Source organism: Mesorhizobium erdmanii, from assembly GCF_013170725.1.
Taxonomy (GTDB): Bacteria; Pseudomonadota; Alphaproteobacteria; order Rhizobiales; family Rhizobiaceae; genus Mesorhizobium; species Mesorhizobium erdmanii.
Map to the genome: position 1 here is coordinate 6,254,121 of NZ_CP033361.1, position 18,972 is coordinate 6,273,092.

An 18,972-nucleotide genomic window follows, 5' to 3' on the forward strand; every position below is an offset into this window, starting at 1 on the left:
CTGCCGCTAGATAAAGACACGCGGACGCGATTAGAGGAGGATGATCCGATATGACTCAATTGCCTTTTGCGCTTAGCGAATACCAAAGCCGGCTTGCCACCATCCGCGCGGAGATGGCGTGCCGCGGCCTCGATCTTCTGATCGTCAACGACGTTGCTAATCAGCACTACATCACAGGCTACGACGGTTGGTCGTTCTACACACCGCAGGTGGTTCTGGTGCCGCTTGGCGACGAGGAGCCGGTCTGGATTGGCCGCGCCATGGATGCCGCGGGCGGGCTGTTGACGGCATGGATGGAGCCGAGGAACGTCGTGGGTTTCCCGGAAGATCATGTCCAGCGCCCCGACCGCCATCCGATGGACTGGATCGCCGCATGGATCGAGAAGAAGGGCTGGGGGCGTGGCAACATCGGCATCGAGCTCGAAGCCTACTACTATTCGCCGAAGGCGCATGCGCGCCTGACCGCCGGCCTGCCCAACGCGGCCGTCCACGACGCCGACCTCCTGGTCAATTGGATACGCAGCGTCAAGTCGGATGCCGAGATCGGCTATCTTCGCAAGGCCGCGCGCCTTGCCGAGGCGGCGGTTACGGCGGCCTACGAGGTTATTGCGCCGGGCGTGCGCGAGTGCGACGCCATCGCCAGGATCCAAGCAGCGCAAATAGCGGGCTCGCCGGATTTCGCCGGCGACATTACTGCCCTCCCGCCGACCATCTTGGGGGGTGAGAATGCGTCGGCGCCGCATATCATGTGGAGCGACCGCCGGTTCGGCGAGACCGAAACCGTCGCGCTGGAACTCGCCGGGGTTGTGCGCCGCTATGCCGCCGGTCTGGCGCGCACGCTTCAGCTCGGCGCCATGCCCTCCAAGGTCAGCGACACCGGAAAGGCCGTGCTCGAAGGCATGGAGGCTGTCCTCGCGACAATCAAGCCTGGCATTCTCGCGGAAGAGGTCGAGGCAAGCTGGAGCAACGTCATTCAGCGCTACGGGCTGAAGAAGGAATCCCGCATCGGCTATTCGATCGGCGCCGCCTATCCGCCGGATTGGGGCGAACACACGATCAGCTTGCGCCGGGGTGACGAGACGATCTTGAAGCCCGGCAATGTCCTACACTCCATCCTCGGCATGTGGATGGACGGCTGGGGGATCGAAGTGAGCGAAACGATCCTCGTCACCGCCAGTGGCTGCGAGACGCTGACCAGCTTCCCGCGAGAGATTCATGTCAAAAGCTGAAATCGGCAATGGATTGATGGATGCCGCGTTGGAGCGCCGGATGATCGAAATCCGCCGCCACCTCCACCGCAACCCGGAGCTCTCGAACGACGAGCGCGAGACGCAGGCCTATCTGAAAGCGGTGCTCGAAGAAGCTGGATTGAGCGGCATCAGGCCAGTCGCGGGCTTCGGTCTCGCCGTTGACGTCGTCGGCACGGCCGGTCCTTCGAACCGCAAGATCGTCATCAGGGCCGACATCGACGCGCTGCCGATTACGGAAGCCTCGGGCGTACCGTTCAGCTCGGAGCGTCTGGGCGTCATGCATGCCTGCGGCCATGACGCCCACGCCGCGATGGGTTACGCCGCCGGCGTTCTCCTGGAGCGCCAGAAGCAGTCGTTCAGCGGCACCGTCCGTATTATCTTCCAGCCCGCTGAGGAGGCGGAGCCGCTCGGTGGCCGCCGGGTCGTCGAGGAAGGGCTGCTGGACGATATCGACGCGGCGATCGGCATCCATGTCGACCCCTATACCGAGACCGGAAATATCGCGGTCGGCGCGGGTCCGTATACGCTTGCCTGCGATATTTTCGACATTACCGTCACCGGGAATTCCGCGCATGCCGCAAAACCGTCCGAAAGCGTCGACGCCATCGCCGTCGCCTGCTCGATGGTGACGGAGTTGCAGAAGATCGTGTCGCGCGAGATCGATCCGTATGATCCGCTGGTCGTCTCCATCACCGGCATCGAAGGCGGCGGCGCCTACAACGTCATCGCCGCCGAGGTAAGGCTGAAAGGCACGATCCGCAGCGGGCATGAAGCAACCCGCCAGCATGCGTGGAAGAGGCTACGTCAAATCGTCGAAGGCGTGGCTTCAATCCACCACGCCAATGCCGAGGTTGACCTGAGGCGTGGCGAACCACCGGTTATCAACGACCCTGACATGGTCGAGATTATCCGCCGAACCAGTGCCGGCCTGTTGGGGCAGGACAACATGCTGAGCGCGCCGGGCTGGACCGCTGCTGATGATTTTGCCTTCTACAGCGAGAAATGCCCCTCGGTCTATTTCCGCCTGGGAATTCGCAACGAGGAACTTGGAGCGGTCTATCCGCTTCACCATCCGCGTTTTCGGGTCGATGAACAGGCGCTGTCGATAGGGGCCGTCGTCCTCTGTGACTCTGCCCGAAATTTCTTGATGCCGATCACCTAGTGTTCGACATCCCCTGGAGCGTACCCGCCTCTCTGAGAAATGCATGAATTTGCCGCCGCCGAAAACGAACCCAATTTCTTTTGCCGCTTAGGCGCCCCTATCTGTGAGTTGGAAAGGACGAAAAATGTTGAATAATAGTCGTTCCCATGGGCTTTGGGAGCGCAGCGCACCAGACGCCCCGCAGACAGGCATCCTAAGATACGCCCATAAGCAAGATGTGGCCGTGGTGGGCGGCGGATACACGGGACTGTCGACGGCACTGCACCTGGCGCAAGCCGGTGTGAAGGTCAGCGTTCTTGAGGCGGTGGAAATTGGCTTTGGCGCGTCGGGGCGCAACGCTGGCTTAGTTAATGCCGGCCTATGGATGAAGCCCGAGGATGTGAAATCAAGTTTGGGCGCACCTTTCGGTGAACAGGTCTTGCAACTTCTCGGCGACGGGCCTGCCGAGGTCTGGTCTCTGATCGACAAGCACGTCATCGACTGCCAGCCTGTGAGGAACGGCACGCTTCATTGCGCGGTCGGCGACACGGGACTAAATGAGCTCCGGGAACGCGAGCGACAGTGGCGCGAACGGGGCGCACCCGTGAAACTCCTCAACGCACAAGAGACAGCGGCGCGCATTGGTACGAGCGCCTATTCCGGATCACTTCTTGATTTGCGCGCCGGAACTATCCAGCCACTCGGCTATGCACGAGGACTTGCTCGAGCGGCTATCTCTGCAGGAGCCAAAATATATAATTCAAGTGGGGTTACCGGGGTCGAGCGATCAAACGGCAAGTGGACAGTGCATACGGCAGGAGGCTCTGTCGAGGCCGACTGGGTCGTAGTTGCAACGGATGCTTATACGAAAGCTCCCTGGCAAGAGCTGCGGCATGAGCAGATACATATTCCTTATTTCAATGTAGCAACCCGGCCGCTTCCGGACGAACTACAGAGGTCCATTCTTCCCAACCGCGAGGGCTGCTGGGACACAAAGAAAGTCTTGAGTTCGTTTCGGCTGGACCGCGAGGGGCGGTTGATTTTCGGCAGTATCGGCGCGCTCGGAGGTACGGGTGCCAGGATTCACCGATCATGGGCCAAGCGTGCAATTCGCAAGCTCTTCCCGCAAATTTTGAAGGTCGAATTGGAGTTCGAGTGGTATGGCATGATCGGGACGACTGGCAATCATCTGCCTCGCTTTCACCGCTTAGCACCCAATGTAGTCAGCATCTGCGGCTATAATGGCCGCGGAATTTCGCCAGCTACCGTCTTTGGACGTGTACTGGCCGACCATATTCTCGGGAATGTCGCAGACTCGGATCTGCCACTTCCCGTCACTACCCCGGAAATCCCGGCCTTCCGTGCGCTGAAGGAGAACTATTATGAGGTGGGAGCCCAACTAGCGCACTTGGTAGATGTTTGTTTCTGAAGCGACACGGACCTTGTGCGCTATTAATCTAGCTCCCTTCTTGACCGAGCCCTCGTCATCAGACCGTGGAGCTGTATTCGCCACGATGTCGCGCAAAGGCAAAATGGCCCGCCCGTGTGCGTTTATGCAGCTGCGGCGTCCTCAACGCCGAACTCCTGCGTAGATGAAGCATCATTCGCGTAGATCGGTCCATTGAACGCGCTACATTTGTGGCGCCATCATAGAGGGTACCAAGGTTTCCCAAGTACGCCACCTCCCAAGGCGCATCGCCCGGCAGCGAGCTCAGGCTCCTGCTGGGCGATCAATTTTGCTGATTGTCCGCTGCCTGCGTTAGATGCCCTCATGCTGAGCGGCATTTGCAAATGCGAAAGCGGGTGCTCGGTCATGCCTCGAAAGACTGACCCATTCTCAACATCGTAAGGCGCAGTAGTCGCACCCGCGATTAACAACCGGTTGATCCGAGGTAACCGTATGCAGCGCGAAAATCCTTGCGCGATGAACCCGGATTCCGCACGCTGAAGAAAGGCTCTAAACCATACGCATCTGCTAACACTCCCTTTTCGTGGAGAAGGCCAACCCGCTCTTTCGCACCAGGTCTTTTGTGGAATGGCGCAATATCCGCATCTGGACCGCAAGCCAACAGCACGCGGCTCGACACCCTATCTGAAGCGAGTAGCGGCGGCGGCCTGCAGATATTCATGCTGCCTTTCGAGCGTAGTGGGCCGGGTCCTTGACGACCTGGCCCTCATGATCTTGGCCGCCGTGTCGATCAAGCAGGTCGTATGTCTAGCCGGAGAGCCGCACGCAGCATTGAAATAGCCTGCCTTGGGCGATGTTTCTTCGGCCGGCGCCATCTTCTTCTTCTTCTTCTCCTCTTCTTCTTCTTCTTCTTACGACGCCCGTCACGGACTACACGCTCGAAAAGCACGACAGCCATATCCCCCGTGCCGACGTATACAAGCCCATAATCATCGGCTGCGTGTTCAACCCGCCGGTCACGGGCAGCGAAATTCACCAGGAGGTAGGCTCCTGCGCACTGGAAGCAACTTGCGCGGCGTCCTGGCGATCCGCTCAGTCAGCTCAGATCGACCCAGCTTCACACCGTAGAAGAAACGCAAGGCGCAAACGATTTGGTTCAACGCGCCCCACGAGACCTTCGGCCACCAAGCGGGCCCATGGGCGCACCTCTTCATATCCAAAAAATCGACTGAACTTCGCCAGGTGGGGGCGCTCGCTCGTCCGGGCGGTCAGTCCGAGGAGGTGGCACAGCGCGGCGGGGTGCAGAGCGGCCGAGGGATGCCCGTTTGCGCGCTCACCCCAACCGGAAAAGTTTCCGTGGCGCCTTTGTGAGAACCTCGACGCCGGATTCGGTGACACGAATGCTCTCGCTAAGCACGTAGCCGAAGTCTTCCTCGACCCAGGAACCGAGATGCAAGTGGAAGGTCATGTTTGGCTCAAGAACCGTCGTATCGCCAAGCTTAAGGCTGGTCGTGTTTTCCATCCAGTCGATACCGATGGAGTATCCGGCGCGCGACCGCTTCTTGAATCCGTGTTTCTCAGTCGTGCTGTGAATCACACTGGCCACTTCGCCGCTGACGGCGCCGGCACGGATTACATTCAGCCCCGCCTCGAGACCGGCGAGCTGGGCTTCGTGAATACGCAGCAAGCGATCGGTCGGCTTGCCGAGGATGTAGGTCCGGCAGATCGGAGCGTGGTATTCATGCCGGACGCCGGCGATCTCGAGATTGACCTGTGAATCTTCCCGGAGGGTATCTTCACTCCAGGTCGTATGCGGATTTCCAGTTCGGGATGTGGCGCAGAGGTAGGGCGTTGCGATCCAAGTTCCTGGTTTGCCATTCGCTCCGCGGGCGAGCGTCCCGACAATTTCGGCAATGGCATCTGCTTCCCGCATGCCGGGGCGCATAACTTCTGCGGCCATGAGCACACCAGCGTCCGAAATCGCCGCCGCTTCCCGCATGGCGACAATCTCGAGATCCGACTTGAGCGTGCGGATTCGGCTTACCACTTTCGAGAAATCCTGGATGCGCGCCTGCAGCAAACGGCCCTTGAACTTTTCAGCTGAGTCGACCGTCAAGTTGCACAGCTCGAACCCAATGCCGCTCCGCCCAAGTCCCTGGTCCAACAGGAAGTCAATCACCGCGTCGTAACCGTTCTTCCCGGGGTCGCCCATAAACTCTTCCGAGTAGCCCATGATGCTGTCTCGTTCCATGAACGTCTCCTGGACGGCCGCGGCAACGTCCATCCAGCGCAGAATGAAGACCGGCTCTTCCCGCGAGGCTAGGATGACCACACCGCGGGTGTCATAAGAGTGAGCGACGGACCCCGTGAGGTAAGTGATATGTGCGTTGTCGGTGATGACAACCGCTGCGATATCACACTCAGCCATCTTCGCTTTCACCGCAGCGAGCCTGCGCAGATATTCTGAGCGCGGGAATACCTGCGGACCTTTGACTACTGGCATAAAAAACTCTCTCGCTGGAAGAGACGGCATTGGACGCTGGGGTAGGGCGAAGCTATGCGCATCCTCAGGCGGCTGGATCCGGTGAGGTGCGCCTAGCCAGTTTGTTCGCACACCACCAGCTAGCTCCTAGCAGGGCTAACCAGAGCACCGGGAGCAGCGTCAGCAGCGACGCCACCGCAGCGATTGTCGGGTCGATCTCGTTGCGCATATTCTCCCACATCTTCAGCGGTAGGGTGCGGATAGAGAATCCGCTGACCAGCGACGTGATGATCACCTCGTCGAAGGAGAAGAGGAATGCGAACACTGAGCCGGCGATCATACCAGGGCGAATCAGCGGCAAGGTCACCTTGGTGAAGGTCCGGAACGGCCCGGCGCGCATGCTCATTGCCGCCTGTTCCAGCCTTCGGTCAAAGTTGCCCAAACTAGCGGAAACAATCACCACAACCATGCCAACCGCGCCAAGACTGTGGGCGAGGACTATTCCGATTTTGGTGCCGACTAGTCCGAGGTTGAGAAGTCCGAGGTAAGCTGCGATTCCCACCACGATGATTGGGAGGACAATGGGCATCAGGATCACCATGGTCAGGACGCTGCGCACCCGAGGCGAAGCACGGCTTAGACCAAAGGCCGCGAGCGTTCCCACGACGGTTGAAAGTATTGCCACGGCAACCCCGATCTGAATGCTGGTCCAGGCAGCTCGTGTCCAGGAGGGATTGCCGAAGAATGAATGGTACCACTGTAGCGACAGACCGGACGGCGGGAATTGCAAGTATGTCCCAGGGCTGAAGGACATGACGATGACAACGATACCTGGAAAAAGCAGGTACAGGAGTACCAGCCCCACAAACACCGTGCCGGCGGTTGCCCACAGAGGGCCGCCTTCGCCGGCTTGATAGAGCTGTACGGCCCACCGTCTGGCCCTGTATGGCGCGGCTATCTCGCTCAATGAGCGGCCCACAGCTGGGACCAAGTATGGACGTGATTGGCCGGACTTTTGTGAGGAGCGTGTGGCAAAGCCCCGGTTGTCGGAGAGGTCGACACCAAACATGAACAGGATCGCGGCGGCTACGGCGAGGAGCACGAATGCCGAGGAGGCAATACGCGCAAGGTCGAAAGAACTGGACACCGCCGACGCGATGAACGTGGAGAGCATCGTGTCACGAAGCCCACCCAAGGCAGCCGGCGTAATGTAAAAGCCAAGGCACGAAATGAAGACGAGCAGGGACCCCGCCCGAAGCCCGGGCAAGCTGAGGGGAAGAAATACCCGCCAACAAGCACTAAATGGCCGCGCGCCCATACTGCGGGCAGCCATCATGAGCGACTTATCAATTCCAAGCATCACACTGACAAGTGGGAGAATCATGACCGGCAACATTATGTGAACCATACCGACATAGACCGCGGTGCGATTGTAGATAAGCGGAAGCGGGTTGGATATCAGAGCCATATTCAAGAGCAGATTATTGATAATGCCTCGGTCGCCGAGGATTGCGACCCAAGCGTAGGTGCGTGCGAGGACGCTGGCGAGGTAAGGTACGAAGACTAGGACCGTTAGCACCATCCGCAGCCGCTTCGGCAACCCTACTATGAGATAAGAACTTGGGTATCCGATGGTCACGCATATCAATGTTGTAACTGCGCTAATCTCGATGGTTTGCAGCAACACGCGGATGTTTGCTGGTTGACCAAAGAACGCGCGGTAGTTGCCAAACGAGAACGTCGGTGCATTAACACTAATGAGGAACAGCTGCACCATCGGAATGCCGAAGATTACGAGCAGAACCGCGAGGGCGGGTGCGACCAATCCGGCCGGAACGAGGTCCCGTTTCTGAATGGCTCTCATGGGTTGTCCTCTTGCGAACTTAGGCTGCTACGAACCGCACGTCGGAACGCAGCCAGTGCAGCTGGACCTTATCGTGAGGCCGGAAAATAGGCTGCCCCGAGACAACGTGCTCGCGAACGACAAATGTGCTTTCGGCGACGCGGACTACATATCTGCGCAGCGGCCCGGCGTAGATCACGTCCTGCACAGTACCGCTGATCACCTGGCGAAGGTCGTCACTGTTGGGAATCGCGCCAATCTCCATGATAGCCACTCTCTCCGGACGTATCATCGGTAATGTGCCGGATGGGGGCGCGGCGTCCACTTCGACCTCAAAGCCGGCCTTGTCTATGAAATTTGCCTCGCCAAGGAAGTTCGCAACGAAGCGCGTCGCAGGTCGGTCGTAAAGAAGCTCAGGCGAATCGACCTGCTCGATCTGGCCGCCTCGCATAACCACGATGCGATCCGACAGCGTCAACGCCTCCTCCTGGTCGTGGGTGACGCAGATGGTCGTCTTGCCGAACTCTCGATGAAGGCTCTTGATTTCGTGCTGCATATGTTCGCGCAGGTTGCGATCCAGCGCTCCCAGCGGCTCATCTAGGAGGAGAATGGGCGGGTCGGCAACGAGCGCGCGGGCAAGCGCAACACGCTGCTGCTGGCCGCCGCTCAGCTGTGACGGCATCCGATTGTCGAAATCCTGCAGGTGGACTCGCTGCAGCATCCTGTCGACCCGCCGCGCCCTCTCTGCCGCATTGATACCTCGCGTTTCAAGTGGGAACTCCAGGTTACGTCGCACTGTAAGATGTGGAAAAAGTGCATAGCTCTGGAAGAGCATCCCTTGGTCCCGGCGGTGAGATGGCACGTCGGCCACAGATTTTCCGGATACCAGGATATCGCCGCTCGTTGGGACCACGAAGCCCGCCAACAGCATGAGGGCTGTGGTTTTCCCTGAACCGCTTGGACCGAGCAGGGTCAGGAACTCGCCGCTTCGGATAGAGAGCGACATATTTTTTATCACCGCAACGGGCCCATAAGTTTTGGTGACATCGCGGAACTCGATTTGAATGGGCGTAGAAGTTGCGTTTTTCAATGTACCCACCGAATGAAGGATTGGTAACGCATCGATGCCCGGACAACTTAGGACGCTCTCGAACGAGCGCAGCTCAACGATACTATAACTCGAGTCGGCAAGCCGATATCGCAGAGCTTGCCCGCACCAAGGCTAATCTTAAAGGAAGATCCACTCGTTCCAGCATCGGATCAGTCGGTCGGTATTTGTCAACCCATCCGCCCCGACCTCGCCATACCAGTCTATATTCATCGCAACGCTCTGCTCAACGTATTCGGGATAGGTACACAGCTTCTGCGCGAGAGCGTCGGGAATATGCTTAAAAGCATTGCTGTTGCTAGGACCCTGCGGGAATAGTTTCACGAATGCAGACTGGCGGTCGGCTCGGCTCGCAAACTCGATGAATTTCTGCGCATTCTGCAGATTTGGGCTCCCCTTGGGGATTGCCCAATAGCTCCAATTCAGCTTGCTCTGGTTGCGGTTGATTTCGAGGGGCGCGCGCTCGTTGATCGCCAACAACGCTCGTCCATCATAGGAATGGGTCAGATCAGTAGCTTTGTCTCGCAGTATCTGCTGGATTTCCGAACCGCTGGTCCACCACTTCCGGACGTGCGGCTTGATCCTCTCGAGGCTCGCGAAGATGCGTTCGACATCCATGGGGTAGATCTCATCAGGCGTGACGCCGTCTGCGAGGAGTGCTTCTTCCCAGGGACCTTCCGATCCGTACGAACCGGACATCATGGTTCGCACCCCTGGAAACCTCTTCACATCCCAAAACTCCGCCCAAGTGTTGGGGCGCGGTTTGCCGGCGGGGTATTTCTCTGTATTATAAACCGTTACGGACGCATAAAACAGCGCCCCAACGCCCCATGGCTTCTTAGCGATCTCTGCAATCCCGTCCAGATCGTCCTTCTTAAAAATCGAATAGTCGATCTTTTCAAGAAGGCCCTTAGTCGCGAGCGATACTGCCATCCCCTGTCCCGGCCCCACAACATCGACCGTAACATTGTTCGTTACCGCCATCAGTTCAATCTGGGCCTGAGTGAGGTCGTCGGATATTGGCGTGACATTGATTCCGGTTTCGGCTTCGAAAGGCTTGACGTAGGCTTTGATGTTCGCCTTGCCCCAGTCGCCGCCGCCAACTGAGACGCGGAGTTCGTTGGAGGACTGGGACTTGGTACGGCTTGTCATGGAGGAAAGTATGCCGACGGCAACGGCACCGGAGCCTGCCTCCATCAGGTAGCGTCGGGTGATGTTCGAACTCATGCTTTTACCTTCGTTTGTTGGTTCTGGGACAAAACCCGCACAAGGTTTTATGGTGAACGACAGGCGAGCTACAAAAAGGAGATATTTCGTGTGATGCCGAAGTCCTGCAATCTCCGGGCCAACTCTGCTTGTTTTCATCGCCGTGCTAGGTAGACGTCGTCCGATGGACGATCGCGAATGGAGGATTTCGTGGGTGCGGCTCGTGATGGTCGCGAATACTTTTCCGCAAAGATCCCTAGTCTTACTGCGTCATAAATTGGCGTGACGCGGACTGTCCATGGCCCTTGTGCAGCACGGACATCGTTGCAGACGGTTGGCCAGGGCCACGGTCAGGCGTCGCCTGATGGTCGGGATCGAGGTCGGGACGTGCCGCTCTGGTCGGATCGGAGGATCCGCGGGGTCGATAACCGCTGGGAAGACCAGGTGTTTGGCGGCCCTGGGCGCGAGTTGGAGTTGAGGGGGGAATCGTCTCCCGCAGAGAGACCAGGAAGCCATAGGCGGCGATGCAGAGGCTGGCGTGGTGGTGGAAGCCCCGCCACCCTCGGCCTTCGTAGTGGCCCAGTCCCAGTTCCTGCTTGAGCTCCTGATAGTCTCGCTCGATCCGCCAACGCAGCTTGGCGGCGTCGACCAGCTGGGTGATCGTAGCGTCGGCCGGCAAGGTGGAGAGCCAATACTTGCTCGGCTCGACCTCGCCTTCAGGCCACTCGATCAGGAGCCACTCTTCGGCGTGAGCCTCGGGCCGATTGTAGTCCCTGGAGGCCGGCCGCAAGCGCACGGCGGCGAAGCGGGAATTGAGCTCGGTGTTGGTTCCTTCACGCCAGGCGATCGTGCGCCAGGTCTCGGCGTCGAACTCCTCGGCCAGGGCCTTGGCCGAGATCGGCTTGTGATTGTCGGTTCGGCCGACCCGAGACGGCGGCCGGCCTCTTCCGCTCCAAGGCTTGGGCGGCAGCGGGCTCTCGCCTGGGCGCCAGACGCTGAGGGTCGGCTGAACGCCCACAACATAGGTCAGACCGAGCTCGGACAGGCCCGCGCGGAAACCGCCGTCGGCGCCATATCCGGCGTCGGCCAGAACCACGCCGGGCGCGACGCCCTCGGCCTTGGCCGTCCTGATCTGCTCGAGCGCGATCTGCGGCTTGGTCCGGAACGTGATCTCCGCCGGAATCTTGGCCTTCTTGCGTTGTTCCGGATCCTCCGCCCAGCTGTGCGGGAGATACAGTTCGTAGGCGATCGGAAGCGAGGCTGCGTCATTTGCGATCGACAGGCTGACCGCAATCTGACAGTTGTCCTGCTTGCCCAACTGGCCGCAATACTGGCGCGCCACGCCCACCGAGTGCTTGCCCTTCTTGGGAAAGCCCGTGTCGTCGACGATCCACGCCCGGATCGGTCCACGCTGCTCGATCCGTGGAAGGACCCAGTCGCGAACCCGTGCCAGCAAGGCCGCGTCCGACCACGGCGCCTGTCCCACGAAATGCAGCAGAGACTGATGCTTGGCCGCCACCCGCGACGGCGCCGTGACGGCCGCCAACGGCTCCACGCTCTTGCGCTCAATCGGCATCAGAAGTCCGAGACAGTAATCCTTCAGCGGCTCAGCGCGGTCGGCGTGGCCGATCACCCCAATCAAGGCATCGACATAGGCGTCGAACGCCGCTTCACTCTCCGTCGTCCAGTTGGCCATGGCGCGCTTCCCTGATCACGAATCAGCACGCTAACAAATCCGCGACCAGCGCGAATCCCCCGCATCCGCGACTTTCTGACTCAGTAAGACTAGCAGGCTGTTGAAGAAGTCACGCGCGCTCGCAGACGAAGCCTGAATCGTCGGCATTGTGGATGTAGAAGTGGCCGACGAGGCGACCCGCGGTGCCGATCATCGCCCATCCGCGACCGCAAGCGGGATCGCTTTCGTCGTGACCCTCCCACGAGAATTCCGCGCAGGCCGAGCCGTCTCGCGCGCCGTAGCGGACATCAAGGAAGCCTTTGAGGGCGCCGAAGCCGATCTCGCCTTCCGCCGCGCCTTTGAACGTCAGATGCGCCTCTTCGACGAGATCGAGGAAATCGTTGTCCCAGACATCCATTTCGACGATACGCCAGCGACCGGCAAAGGCCTTGGCGATGGCTGGAACCTTGGCCATGTCAGCTGGTCCCCGCGATGAGCTTCGGCAGCCGCACCAGATTGTAGGCGGCGGCAGCGAAGGTGAAGCCCCATCCGACGCGGTCCCGGCCGCGGAACTTGGTTTGGCGCTGACCGGCGACCGTCTTGATCCAGCCGAACGCCTCTTCAATGCGCTTGCGAATACGCTGACTGACAGCATAGCCGCTATGCCGGGTGGTGCGCCCGTCGATGGCCGAACTACGGCCGCTGGTGTTCTGCGCCACATGCGGCGTCACCTTCATCGAACGCAGTTCGTTAACGAAGTCCTCCGCATCGTAGGCCTTGTCGGCACCGAGCGTGATCGCCTGCGGTCGGTCGGCGCGAGGCTCGACCATGTGCAGTGCCGCTACCCGCTCGGCATGCCCGTCGGCCAGTGTCAGGCAGGCTTCGACCAGCAGGCCGTGGCGGTTCTCCATCAGCCCATGTCCCATGAAGCACAGCTTGGCCTCCTTGCCTTTACCCTTGCGATAGAGCCTGGCGTCAGGATCGGTGGTCGAGCCATGTGTATCGTTCGACCGCTTCTGGCCATGGAAATCCGCTTCGGCGTTGCGCCCGTCGCCTTGAGCCGGCGGCTCGCCCGAGCCGTCTTTCGGCTTGACGCTCTTCATCGACGCCCAGGCCTCGATCAGCGTCCCGTCGACCGAGAAGTGATCCGTCGACAGAAGCCTCTTGACCTTGGGCTGCGCCAGCACCGCGCTCAGGAACTTTGCAGCGATGTCGCCCTCCAGCAACCGGTCGCGGTTCTTGGAGAACACAGAATGATCCCAGGCCGCATCGTCAACGCCAATCCCGACGAACCAGCGGAACAGAAGGTCGTATTCCAGCCGCTCCATCAACAGCCGCTCCGAGCGGATCGAATAGAACGCCTGCAACAGCATCGCCCGCAGCAGCTTCTCCGGCGGGATCGATGGCCGTCCGATCGGCGAATACATCGCCGCGAAGTCCCGCTCCAGCGCCGACAGCGCCTCGCTCACGATTAACCGGATCGCCCGCAACGGATGATTGCGCCGCACCCGCGCCTCAAGGTCAACATAGCTGAACAGTTCGCCAGTTCGATCGTCGCCGCCGCGCACTCGTCACCTCCGAATCCCTTCGGAACCAGTGAATCACCGCTGCGGTCCGGTGGCGAGTGCCTTTTTCAACAGCCTGCTAGGGGCGAACGAGCTCCTACGATATCCAGCCTTCGATCTCCACAGTTGGATTAATACCTCAGGGAAATTAATCGCCGGCGAGTCGCTTCCCGGGTGCGCGGATGGAGGATCACTAATTCCAATCTCTTCAATAGTATTCAACTGTCCACCTCTGCCTGTTTGCCTGACCGGATGTCTATCGAGCGGTTGTTTCTACGCCGCCGACGTACCAACCATTCACGCACACTTGGCCAGTCCAATGACGATCGGCGGTCCAAAGGGACCGGTGGACATCCCGCGTGAACACGCCTGCTGCCAAGCCTGATCGGTGTCGCTTACGAGCTCGACCGCAATCACCGGATCTCGAACGTAGTGACCGCAAGGACCGGACCGACTACTTTTTTCTGGATGAGACTACGGTGTCGCTCAATATCGGGAATCCGGCCACTTAGGGTCCGCTCTGTAGCGCGTTGAATGGCCACTTTTGTGCGAGCCACTTTATGGAACAGACGAAGTCGGGGTGCTAGCGATTGATCCAAATTTCAGGGTGGGACAAATGTACCGACAAACCAGGCGTCGTTGTAGCAATATATATCTTTGACACTTATACATCTTACTAGACGAATTTAACATATGGCGGATAGTCTGAGATATTCTTATAACTATGTGTAATTTCCTCGCCCACCACTATGTCCTTTATTGCTACGATGCTAGCCCACGCGCCGGCGTCTCCATCGGTCCAAATTGTTTGTGCATTTGGATTCGCGGAGTGATTCACTATCGAAATAAACCCGAAAACGACGTAACCTGCCACGGAACCAGCTTTTGACATCGGATCGTCGGGAACGAAGTAGTACTCGAGAAGCCCCGTGCGCTTGAACAGTTTTTCTGCCTCTCTGTCAAATTCCCACGTCGGAGCGCGATCGATCAAATCTCCTGATTTGAATGTAATGTTTGCAAATACCCCACGGCCTTTTTGCGGCACCTGCTTAATATACACTGAGTTGCTTCGATCAAAGATCTTATCGACCATCGTTGGTTCCTTCTGATTTATGAGACGAGGCCCACTTTTTATTGTGGCAAACCTCGTCCTTCGCGGAACTGCCCTAGAAGGCCGGCCAAGCCCAGGTATCGCCATCGCCATCCTGGCGCCCATGCAACGGGGCGGTTCCATCGGGAGAACATGTTTTCAACGCCTCTGCCTCTCAAGCTAAGATACCCTGCACTGCACCTCGTGATACCTACCAATATGCGTGGGTGCTCTAGCCATTTAGGATGTACTATTATTGGCATACGCTGTTTCTGACGCGTACCTGGATCGACACTGGAATCTGGCCTTCAGTTAATTCACTCTGCCGGAGATTTGCGCGGACGCGGTGAATGCCGGTTGGAGAGGCGTCTGTGTACTGCCCGTCGGAGGGTGGAATATACCGCAAAGGCGCAGATTAAATGAGTGAGTGCATCACAATATTTGATGTTTCCAAATATATTAACCTACTTGCTGACGCAGCTAGGAAGTCCGGAATGCAATTCAGAATGGGCGAAAATTTCGAAGAATATGTCAATATCACGGAAAATATCGTTGGCAAATTGCCGACAGATCCGAGCTTTCGGCCGGATTGTTCGAGGCTTGAAGCTGGCCGTGCGTTTTGGATTGTCGGGGAAGATCAATCTGGCGAAGTAGCGCATGTTCAGGCGCTTCGGGTGGACGATTTGACGACCACCAACTTGGCTAGACACCTCGAGTCTTTGAAAGCCTTCTACGCCAATCCAAGAAGCCACGCTGGCTCAGGCTCGTTATGTATTTGCCGCGCACCGACCGCTCAAAACATAACTGGGTCGGTAGTTTATCACGGCGACATATGGCTGCGAGAGGACTTCAGGCGGCAGGGGTTACCTAGAATTTTTGCGGGTATCGCATTTGGGCTCGCGTGGGTGAAATGGTCGCCCGATTTCATTTATGCCTTGGTCCATACCTGGTCAATCCAAAAGGGCGTCGCCGGTCAGTATGGTTATCTCCACAGAGAAGCACATGCGGCGATTCTGAGTTTACCTGACCGGGGTATCGAGGAGGATGATTGGCTGATTTGGCTAACACGACGCGAATTGTCTCGTATTATTAAACGTGGGAACCAGGGGCACTCATGAGCCTATCCTCAAAGCCAGCAGACGAGTCATGGGAGAAATAGAGAGGTTTGCCGGTAGGAATGTAGCCATACGGTCGCTGCGGTGGAAGGCGTCAGCACGGCAAGGCCAGAGATTTCCGGACATTTCCTCAGATCTAGCGTCAGTCCGGCCGGCCTTCGTTAGCGGCCTCAGGCATTCAAATTCGCTTTTGCCGCGAGGCTGGTTGGAGGGGCTAAATCTGAAGTCTGCAGTTTAGCGCGTTCGACCAAGACTGCGTGGTAACTGGCCCACGGCTGAAGCCATACGTCGCCTGTTAGCACATGTGGATGGGGGTTATCTTGGTTTTCGATTATATTGTGGTCGGCGGTGGCTCCTCCGGATGCGTCATAGCGAACAGGCTATCAGCCAATGGAAGTCGCGTCCTGCTCATCGAGGCTGGTCCTGACTTTTCCCCAGATGCCATCCCTGATGATATTCTCGATGGCAACCCCACGAGGGCTTACTACAATCCTCGTTATCAGTGGCAGTCTCTCAACGCGACCATAGTGCAGGATGTCAGCAGGCGCGCCCACTATGAGCAAGCTCGGGTCATGGGTGGGGGCTCTACCATTAATGCTCAGGTGGCGAATCGGGGAGGGCCCGCGGACTATGACGAGTGGGCGTCTATCGGTGCGACGGGCTGGGATTGGGCAGGTGTCCTTCCATACTTCCGCCGACTTGAGTGCGATTTAGATTTTGATAATGAATTTCACGGCAACGAAGGTCCACTCCCTATTAGCCGCGTGGGTAAAGCAGAATGGTCGGGCTTTATTCGCGCTGTATCCACGGCTTACGAAGACAGAGATATACCGTTCCGGCCAGACTTTAACGGCGAGTTTGGCGATGGGCACTCAGTTGTTCCATTGACGAACCGCAACCGTCGTCGCGTCTCAGCTGCGATGGCCTATTTACCGGAAAGCGTCCGAGCTCGGCCCAACCTGAAAATCCTGTCCGAGACCACGGTCGTACGGTTAACCTCTTCAGGACGTCAAATAACTGGGGTGGAGACCGAAAGTAAGACCGGCCGGCCCTGCTATGGCGCTTCAACGGTTGTCCTATGTGCCGGGGCCATTCACTCGCCGGCCGTGCTGATGCGATCCGGGATCGGTCCAGCTGAGCAGCTGTTTAACCTCGGCATTCCAATTGTCGCAGATATAAACGGCGTCGGGAAAAACCTTCAAGAGCACCCCGGGGTCGCCGTCTCAGCTTATCTAAGACCGGGCGATCGCATGTCGGCCAACGCGACCGGGTATATTCAGATGCATGCTCGTTACTCGTCAGGCTACGAGGGCTGCCCGTCAACCGATATGGCTATCTCAGCCCTCGCAAAGTCTGCGTGGCATCCAATCGGCAACCGCCTTGGTACACTGGCTTTCTGGGTTAATCGCTCCTACTCAACAGGAACAGTTTCGCTCAAGAATTCTTCTCATGCTATTGAGCCGGAGGTGAATTTCAATATGTTGAGCGACAAACGCGATGCTGAGCGATTGAAGGAGGCGTTTCGGTTTGTAGCACAGTTGCTTGAGCACAAGGCACTGGTGGCGGTCGCCCTCGACCCATTTCCTTCTACCTGGACTGGGCGAGCAAAGCGGATCAGCAAGTACAGTCGTCTAAATCTGGGGCTCACTTCCATTATCGCCACCCTTATGGATAGCTCCCCGTGGCTGCGTCGAAGCCTCATAAGGTGTGCGATAACCGATGGTCGTAGCATATCAGACCTCATCCAGAGCGACGAGCTTCTTGACCAATTTATACGCCAGAATGTCTTTGGGAACTTCCATCCGACTTCAACTTGCCGGATGGGGCCTGCTCTGGACCCAGCTAGTGTTACGGATCCGTCCGGTCGCGTCCACCGAGTGGGGGGCTTAAGAGTTGCCGATGCGTCGGTGATGCCATTCTGCCCTAGAGCAAACACGAATATTCCAACAGTTATGGTTGCTGAAAAAATGTCAGACGCAATGCTCAATGAGCGTTAAGAGACTCGTGGGTGTCGTAGCGAGTCGTGTTTGAATCACCGCGGCGCGTCGCCACTTCCTCTGCCGCGGGAGCGGAGCGGCTGGCCGCGCTGGTGCGAGAAGTCGGTGATCAAGCCGTGGATTCCTCGCAGCCACACGCTGTTGTGATTGTGTTGTTAGGAATCCTAGGACGCGTCGCCCTGCTGTCGGGCGAATTGAGAAGCTGAGCACTCCTGAGTCACCGGAGAACGTTTGCCGGAGCCTTATGGTGCGTCGGGCTGTTGATTCCCGTCGCCGTCGAGGATGAGCCGCTCCGCCGTTTCCGCGCCCCCGCCTTCACAGCCAGAAGGCATGGTGCTCTATCGTGCCAGAAAGCTGGACCGCGGACGGCTGATAGCCTGCCGCCGCCCGCCGACGCCCGTTCCTTTATGAGGTGCCCGCGACAGTGGGACAGGACATCGCCCCCACGGACGACTATCTCGCCTGGCGCCGCGAGCGGCGAGATGCTGTTGCGCCCACTCAACTGCGGTTAGGACGACCGAGTGGTGCCCGCGACGAGTTGCACCTCCCCGCCAGCCGACCCCAGCCGGCGCCGCTTTGTAGACACTCATGGCAAGACGCCTGTCTCAGTCTGGCCAAAGGTCATGCAGCACGCTTGAAGTTGCGGCCTTGGCCTCTTCGATCTCTACTGCAGAGAAACGGTCCGCTAGCTGGCTTAGTACCGAGCGGGCGATTTCTTCCGAATCCACGGCAGGGTCACGGCGGACGCCCTCGTGGACCCTGTCGAGAAAAGAAGTCCGGTTTCTGGCTTTGGGGCGGCCGGGATGCCAACCCTCGTAGTAAAGGCCGCGTAGTAAGGCTGGCATCTTCGCGCCTATGTACACCGCCTCGTTGCAATCGAGGCAATCGCGCAGGGCGTGCAGCGTTGCAATCAGGGTGTGGAAAACCCGCTCGCGATCATGCCAACTAAGTCTCCACGCGAGATCGCTGACCCAATTCTGGGTGGCCTGCAACGCATAGTTGAGATCATCGCTTGCCGACATGAGTATTTTCTGTCCTTGAAGTCAGGATCGATTACTAGCCTGCACGCGAATGCGTCTCCCGGCCTTGAGC

At 58.5% G+C, this 18,972-nt stretch carries 14 protein-coding genes and 1 pseudogene; 6 read left to right on the top strand and 9 right to left on the bottom strand.

Annotation, left to right across the window (positions count from 1 at the left end; all coding sequences use genetic code 11):
• Nucleotides 1-50 precede the first annotated feature (50 nt).
• The 4 genes and pseudogenes from EB233_RS30015 to EB233_RS30030 all read left to right on the top strand — a co-directional run.
• Complete coding sequence (locus tag EB233_RS30015; protein ID WP_064987243.1) at nt 51-1,229, top strand: M24 family metallopeptidase; 1,179 nt, start codon at nt 51-53, stop codon at nt 1,227-1,229.
• The gene (locus EB233_RS30020; RefSeq protein WP_081288658.1) at nt 1,216-2,412 is read left to right on the top strand and encodes a M20 metallopeptidase family protein; all 1,197 of its coding nucleotides are present in this window, start codon (nt 1,216-1,218) and stop codon (nt 2,410-2,412) included. Before EB233_RS30015 ends, EB233_RS30020 begins: the two co-directional genes overlap by 14 nt.
• Nucleotides 2,413-2,536: 124 nt before the next feature.
• The gene (locus EB233_RS30025; protein ID WP_064987241.1) at nt 2,537-3,820 is read left to right on the top strand and encodes an NAD(P)/FAD-dependent oxidoreductase; all 1,284 of its coding nucleotides are present in this window, start codon (nt 2,537-2,539) and stop codon (nt 3,818-3,820) included.
• An 832-nt stretch (nt 3,821-4,652) separates the two neighbouring features.
• Nucleotides 4,653-4,799, top strand: a pseudogene (locus EB233_RS30030) (hypothetical protein); the annotation flags it as partial.
• 333 nt (nt 4,800-5,132) lie between these two features.
• On the opposite strand, the gene EB233_RS30035 reads toward EB233_RS30030, so the two are convergent.
• The 8 genes from EB233_RS30035 to EB233_RS30070 all read right to left on the bottom strand — a co-directional run bounded on the left by EB233_RS30035 (nt 5,133) and on the right by EB233_RS30070 (nt 14,771).
• Nucleotides 5,133-6,302 (bottom strand): M24 family metallopeptidase, encoded by a 1,170-nt coding sequence (locus EB233_RS30035; protein ID WP_064987240.1) that lies wholly within the window; start codon nt 6,300-6,302, stop codon nt 5,133-5,135.
• A 64-nt stretch (nt 6,303-6,366) separates the two neighbouring features.
• Complete coding sequence (locus EB233_RS30040; protein WP_064987239.1) at nt 6,367-8,145, bottom strand: ABC transporter permease subunit; 1,779 nt, start codon at nt 8,143-8,145, stop codon at nt 6,367-6,369.
• A gap of 19 nt (nt 8,146-8,164) precedes the next feature.
• On the bottom strand, nt 8,165-9,223 hold the full coding sequence (locus EB233_RS30045; protein WP_081288657.1) for an ABC transporter ATP-binding protein: 1,059 nt from the start codon (nt 9,221-9,223) through the stop codon (nt 8,165-8,167).
• A 129-nt stretch (nt 9,224-9,352) separates the two neighbouring features.
• Nucleotides 9,353-10,459, bottom strand: coding sequence for an ABC transporter substrate-binding protein (locus EB233_RS30050; protein WP_064987237.1), 1,107 nt, complete (start codon nt 10,457-10,459; stop codon nt 9,353-9,355).
• A 241-nt stretch (nt 10,460-10,700) separates the two neighbouring features.
• Nucleotides 10,701-12,134 carry an IS701 family transposase gene (locus EB233_RS30055; RefSeq protein ID WP_064987259.1) on the bottom strand — a complete coding sequence of 478 codons (1,434 nt, stop codon included), beginning with the start codon at nt 12,132-12,134 and terminating at the stop codon, nt 10,701-10,703.
• Nucleotides 12,135-12,243: 109 nt separating this feature from the next.
• The gene (locus tag EB233_RS30060; protein ID WP_064987258.1) at nt 12,244-12,588 is read right to left on the bottom strand and encodes a hypothetical protein; all 345 of its coding nucleotides are present in this window, start codon (nt 12,586-12,588) and stop codon (nt 12,244-12,246) included.
• 1 nt (nt 12,589) lies between these two features.
• Nucleotides 12,590-13,681, bottom strand: coding sequence for an IS5 family transposase (locus EB233_RS30065; RefSeq protein WP_064987257.1), 1,092 nt, complete (start codon nt 13,679-13,681; stop codon nt 12,590-12,592).
• A 673-nt stretch (nt 13,682-14,354) separates the two neighbouring features.
• A complete protein-coding gene (locus EB233_RS30070; protein ID WP_064990667.1) occupies nt 14,355-14,771 on the bottom strand; it encodes an SET domain-containing protein-lysine N-methyltransferase in 417 nt (138 codons plus the stop codon).
• 491 nt (nt 14,772-15,262) lie between these two features.
• Here EB233_RS30070 and EB233_RS30075 point away from each other — a divergent pair, with 491 nt between their 5' ends.
• The gene (locus tag EB233_RS30075) at nt 15,263-15,886 is read left to right on the top strand and encodes a hypothetical protein (protein WP_246298417.1); all 624 of its coding nucleotides are present in this window, start codon (nt 15,263-15,265) and stop codon (nt 15,884-15,886) included.
• Between the two features lie 317 nt (nt 15,887-16,203).
• Nucleotides 16,204-17,880, top strand: coding sequence for a GMC family oxidoreductase (locus EB233_RS30080; RefSeq protein ID WP_244277727.1), 1,677 nt, complete (start codon nt 16,204-16,206; stop codon nt 17,878-17,880).
• A gap of 605 nt (nt 17,881-18,485) precedes the next feature.
• Here EB233_RS30080 and EB233_RS30085 read toward each other — a convergent pair.
• Nucleotides 18,486-18,902, bottom strand: coding sequence for a DUF2267 domain-containing protein (locus EB233_RS30085; protein ID WP_081288628.1), 417 nt, complete (start codon nt 18,900-18,902; stop codon nt 18,486-18,488).
• Between the last annotated feature and the right edge of the window lie 70 nt (nt 18,903-18,972).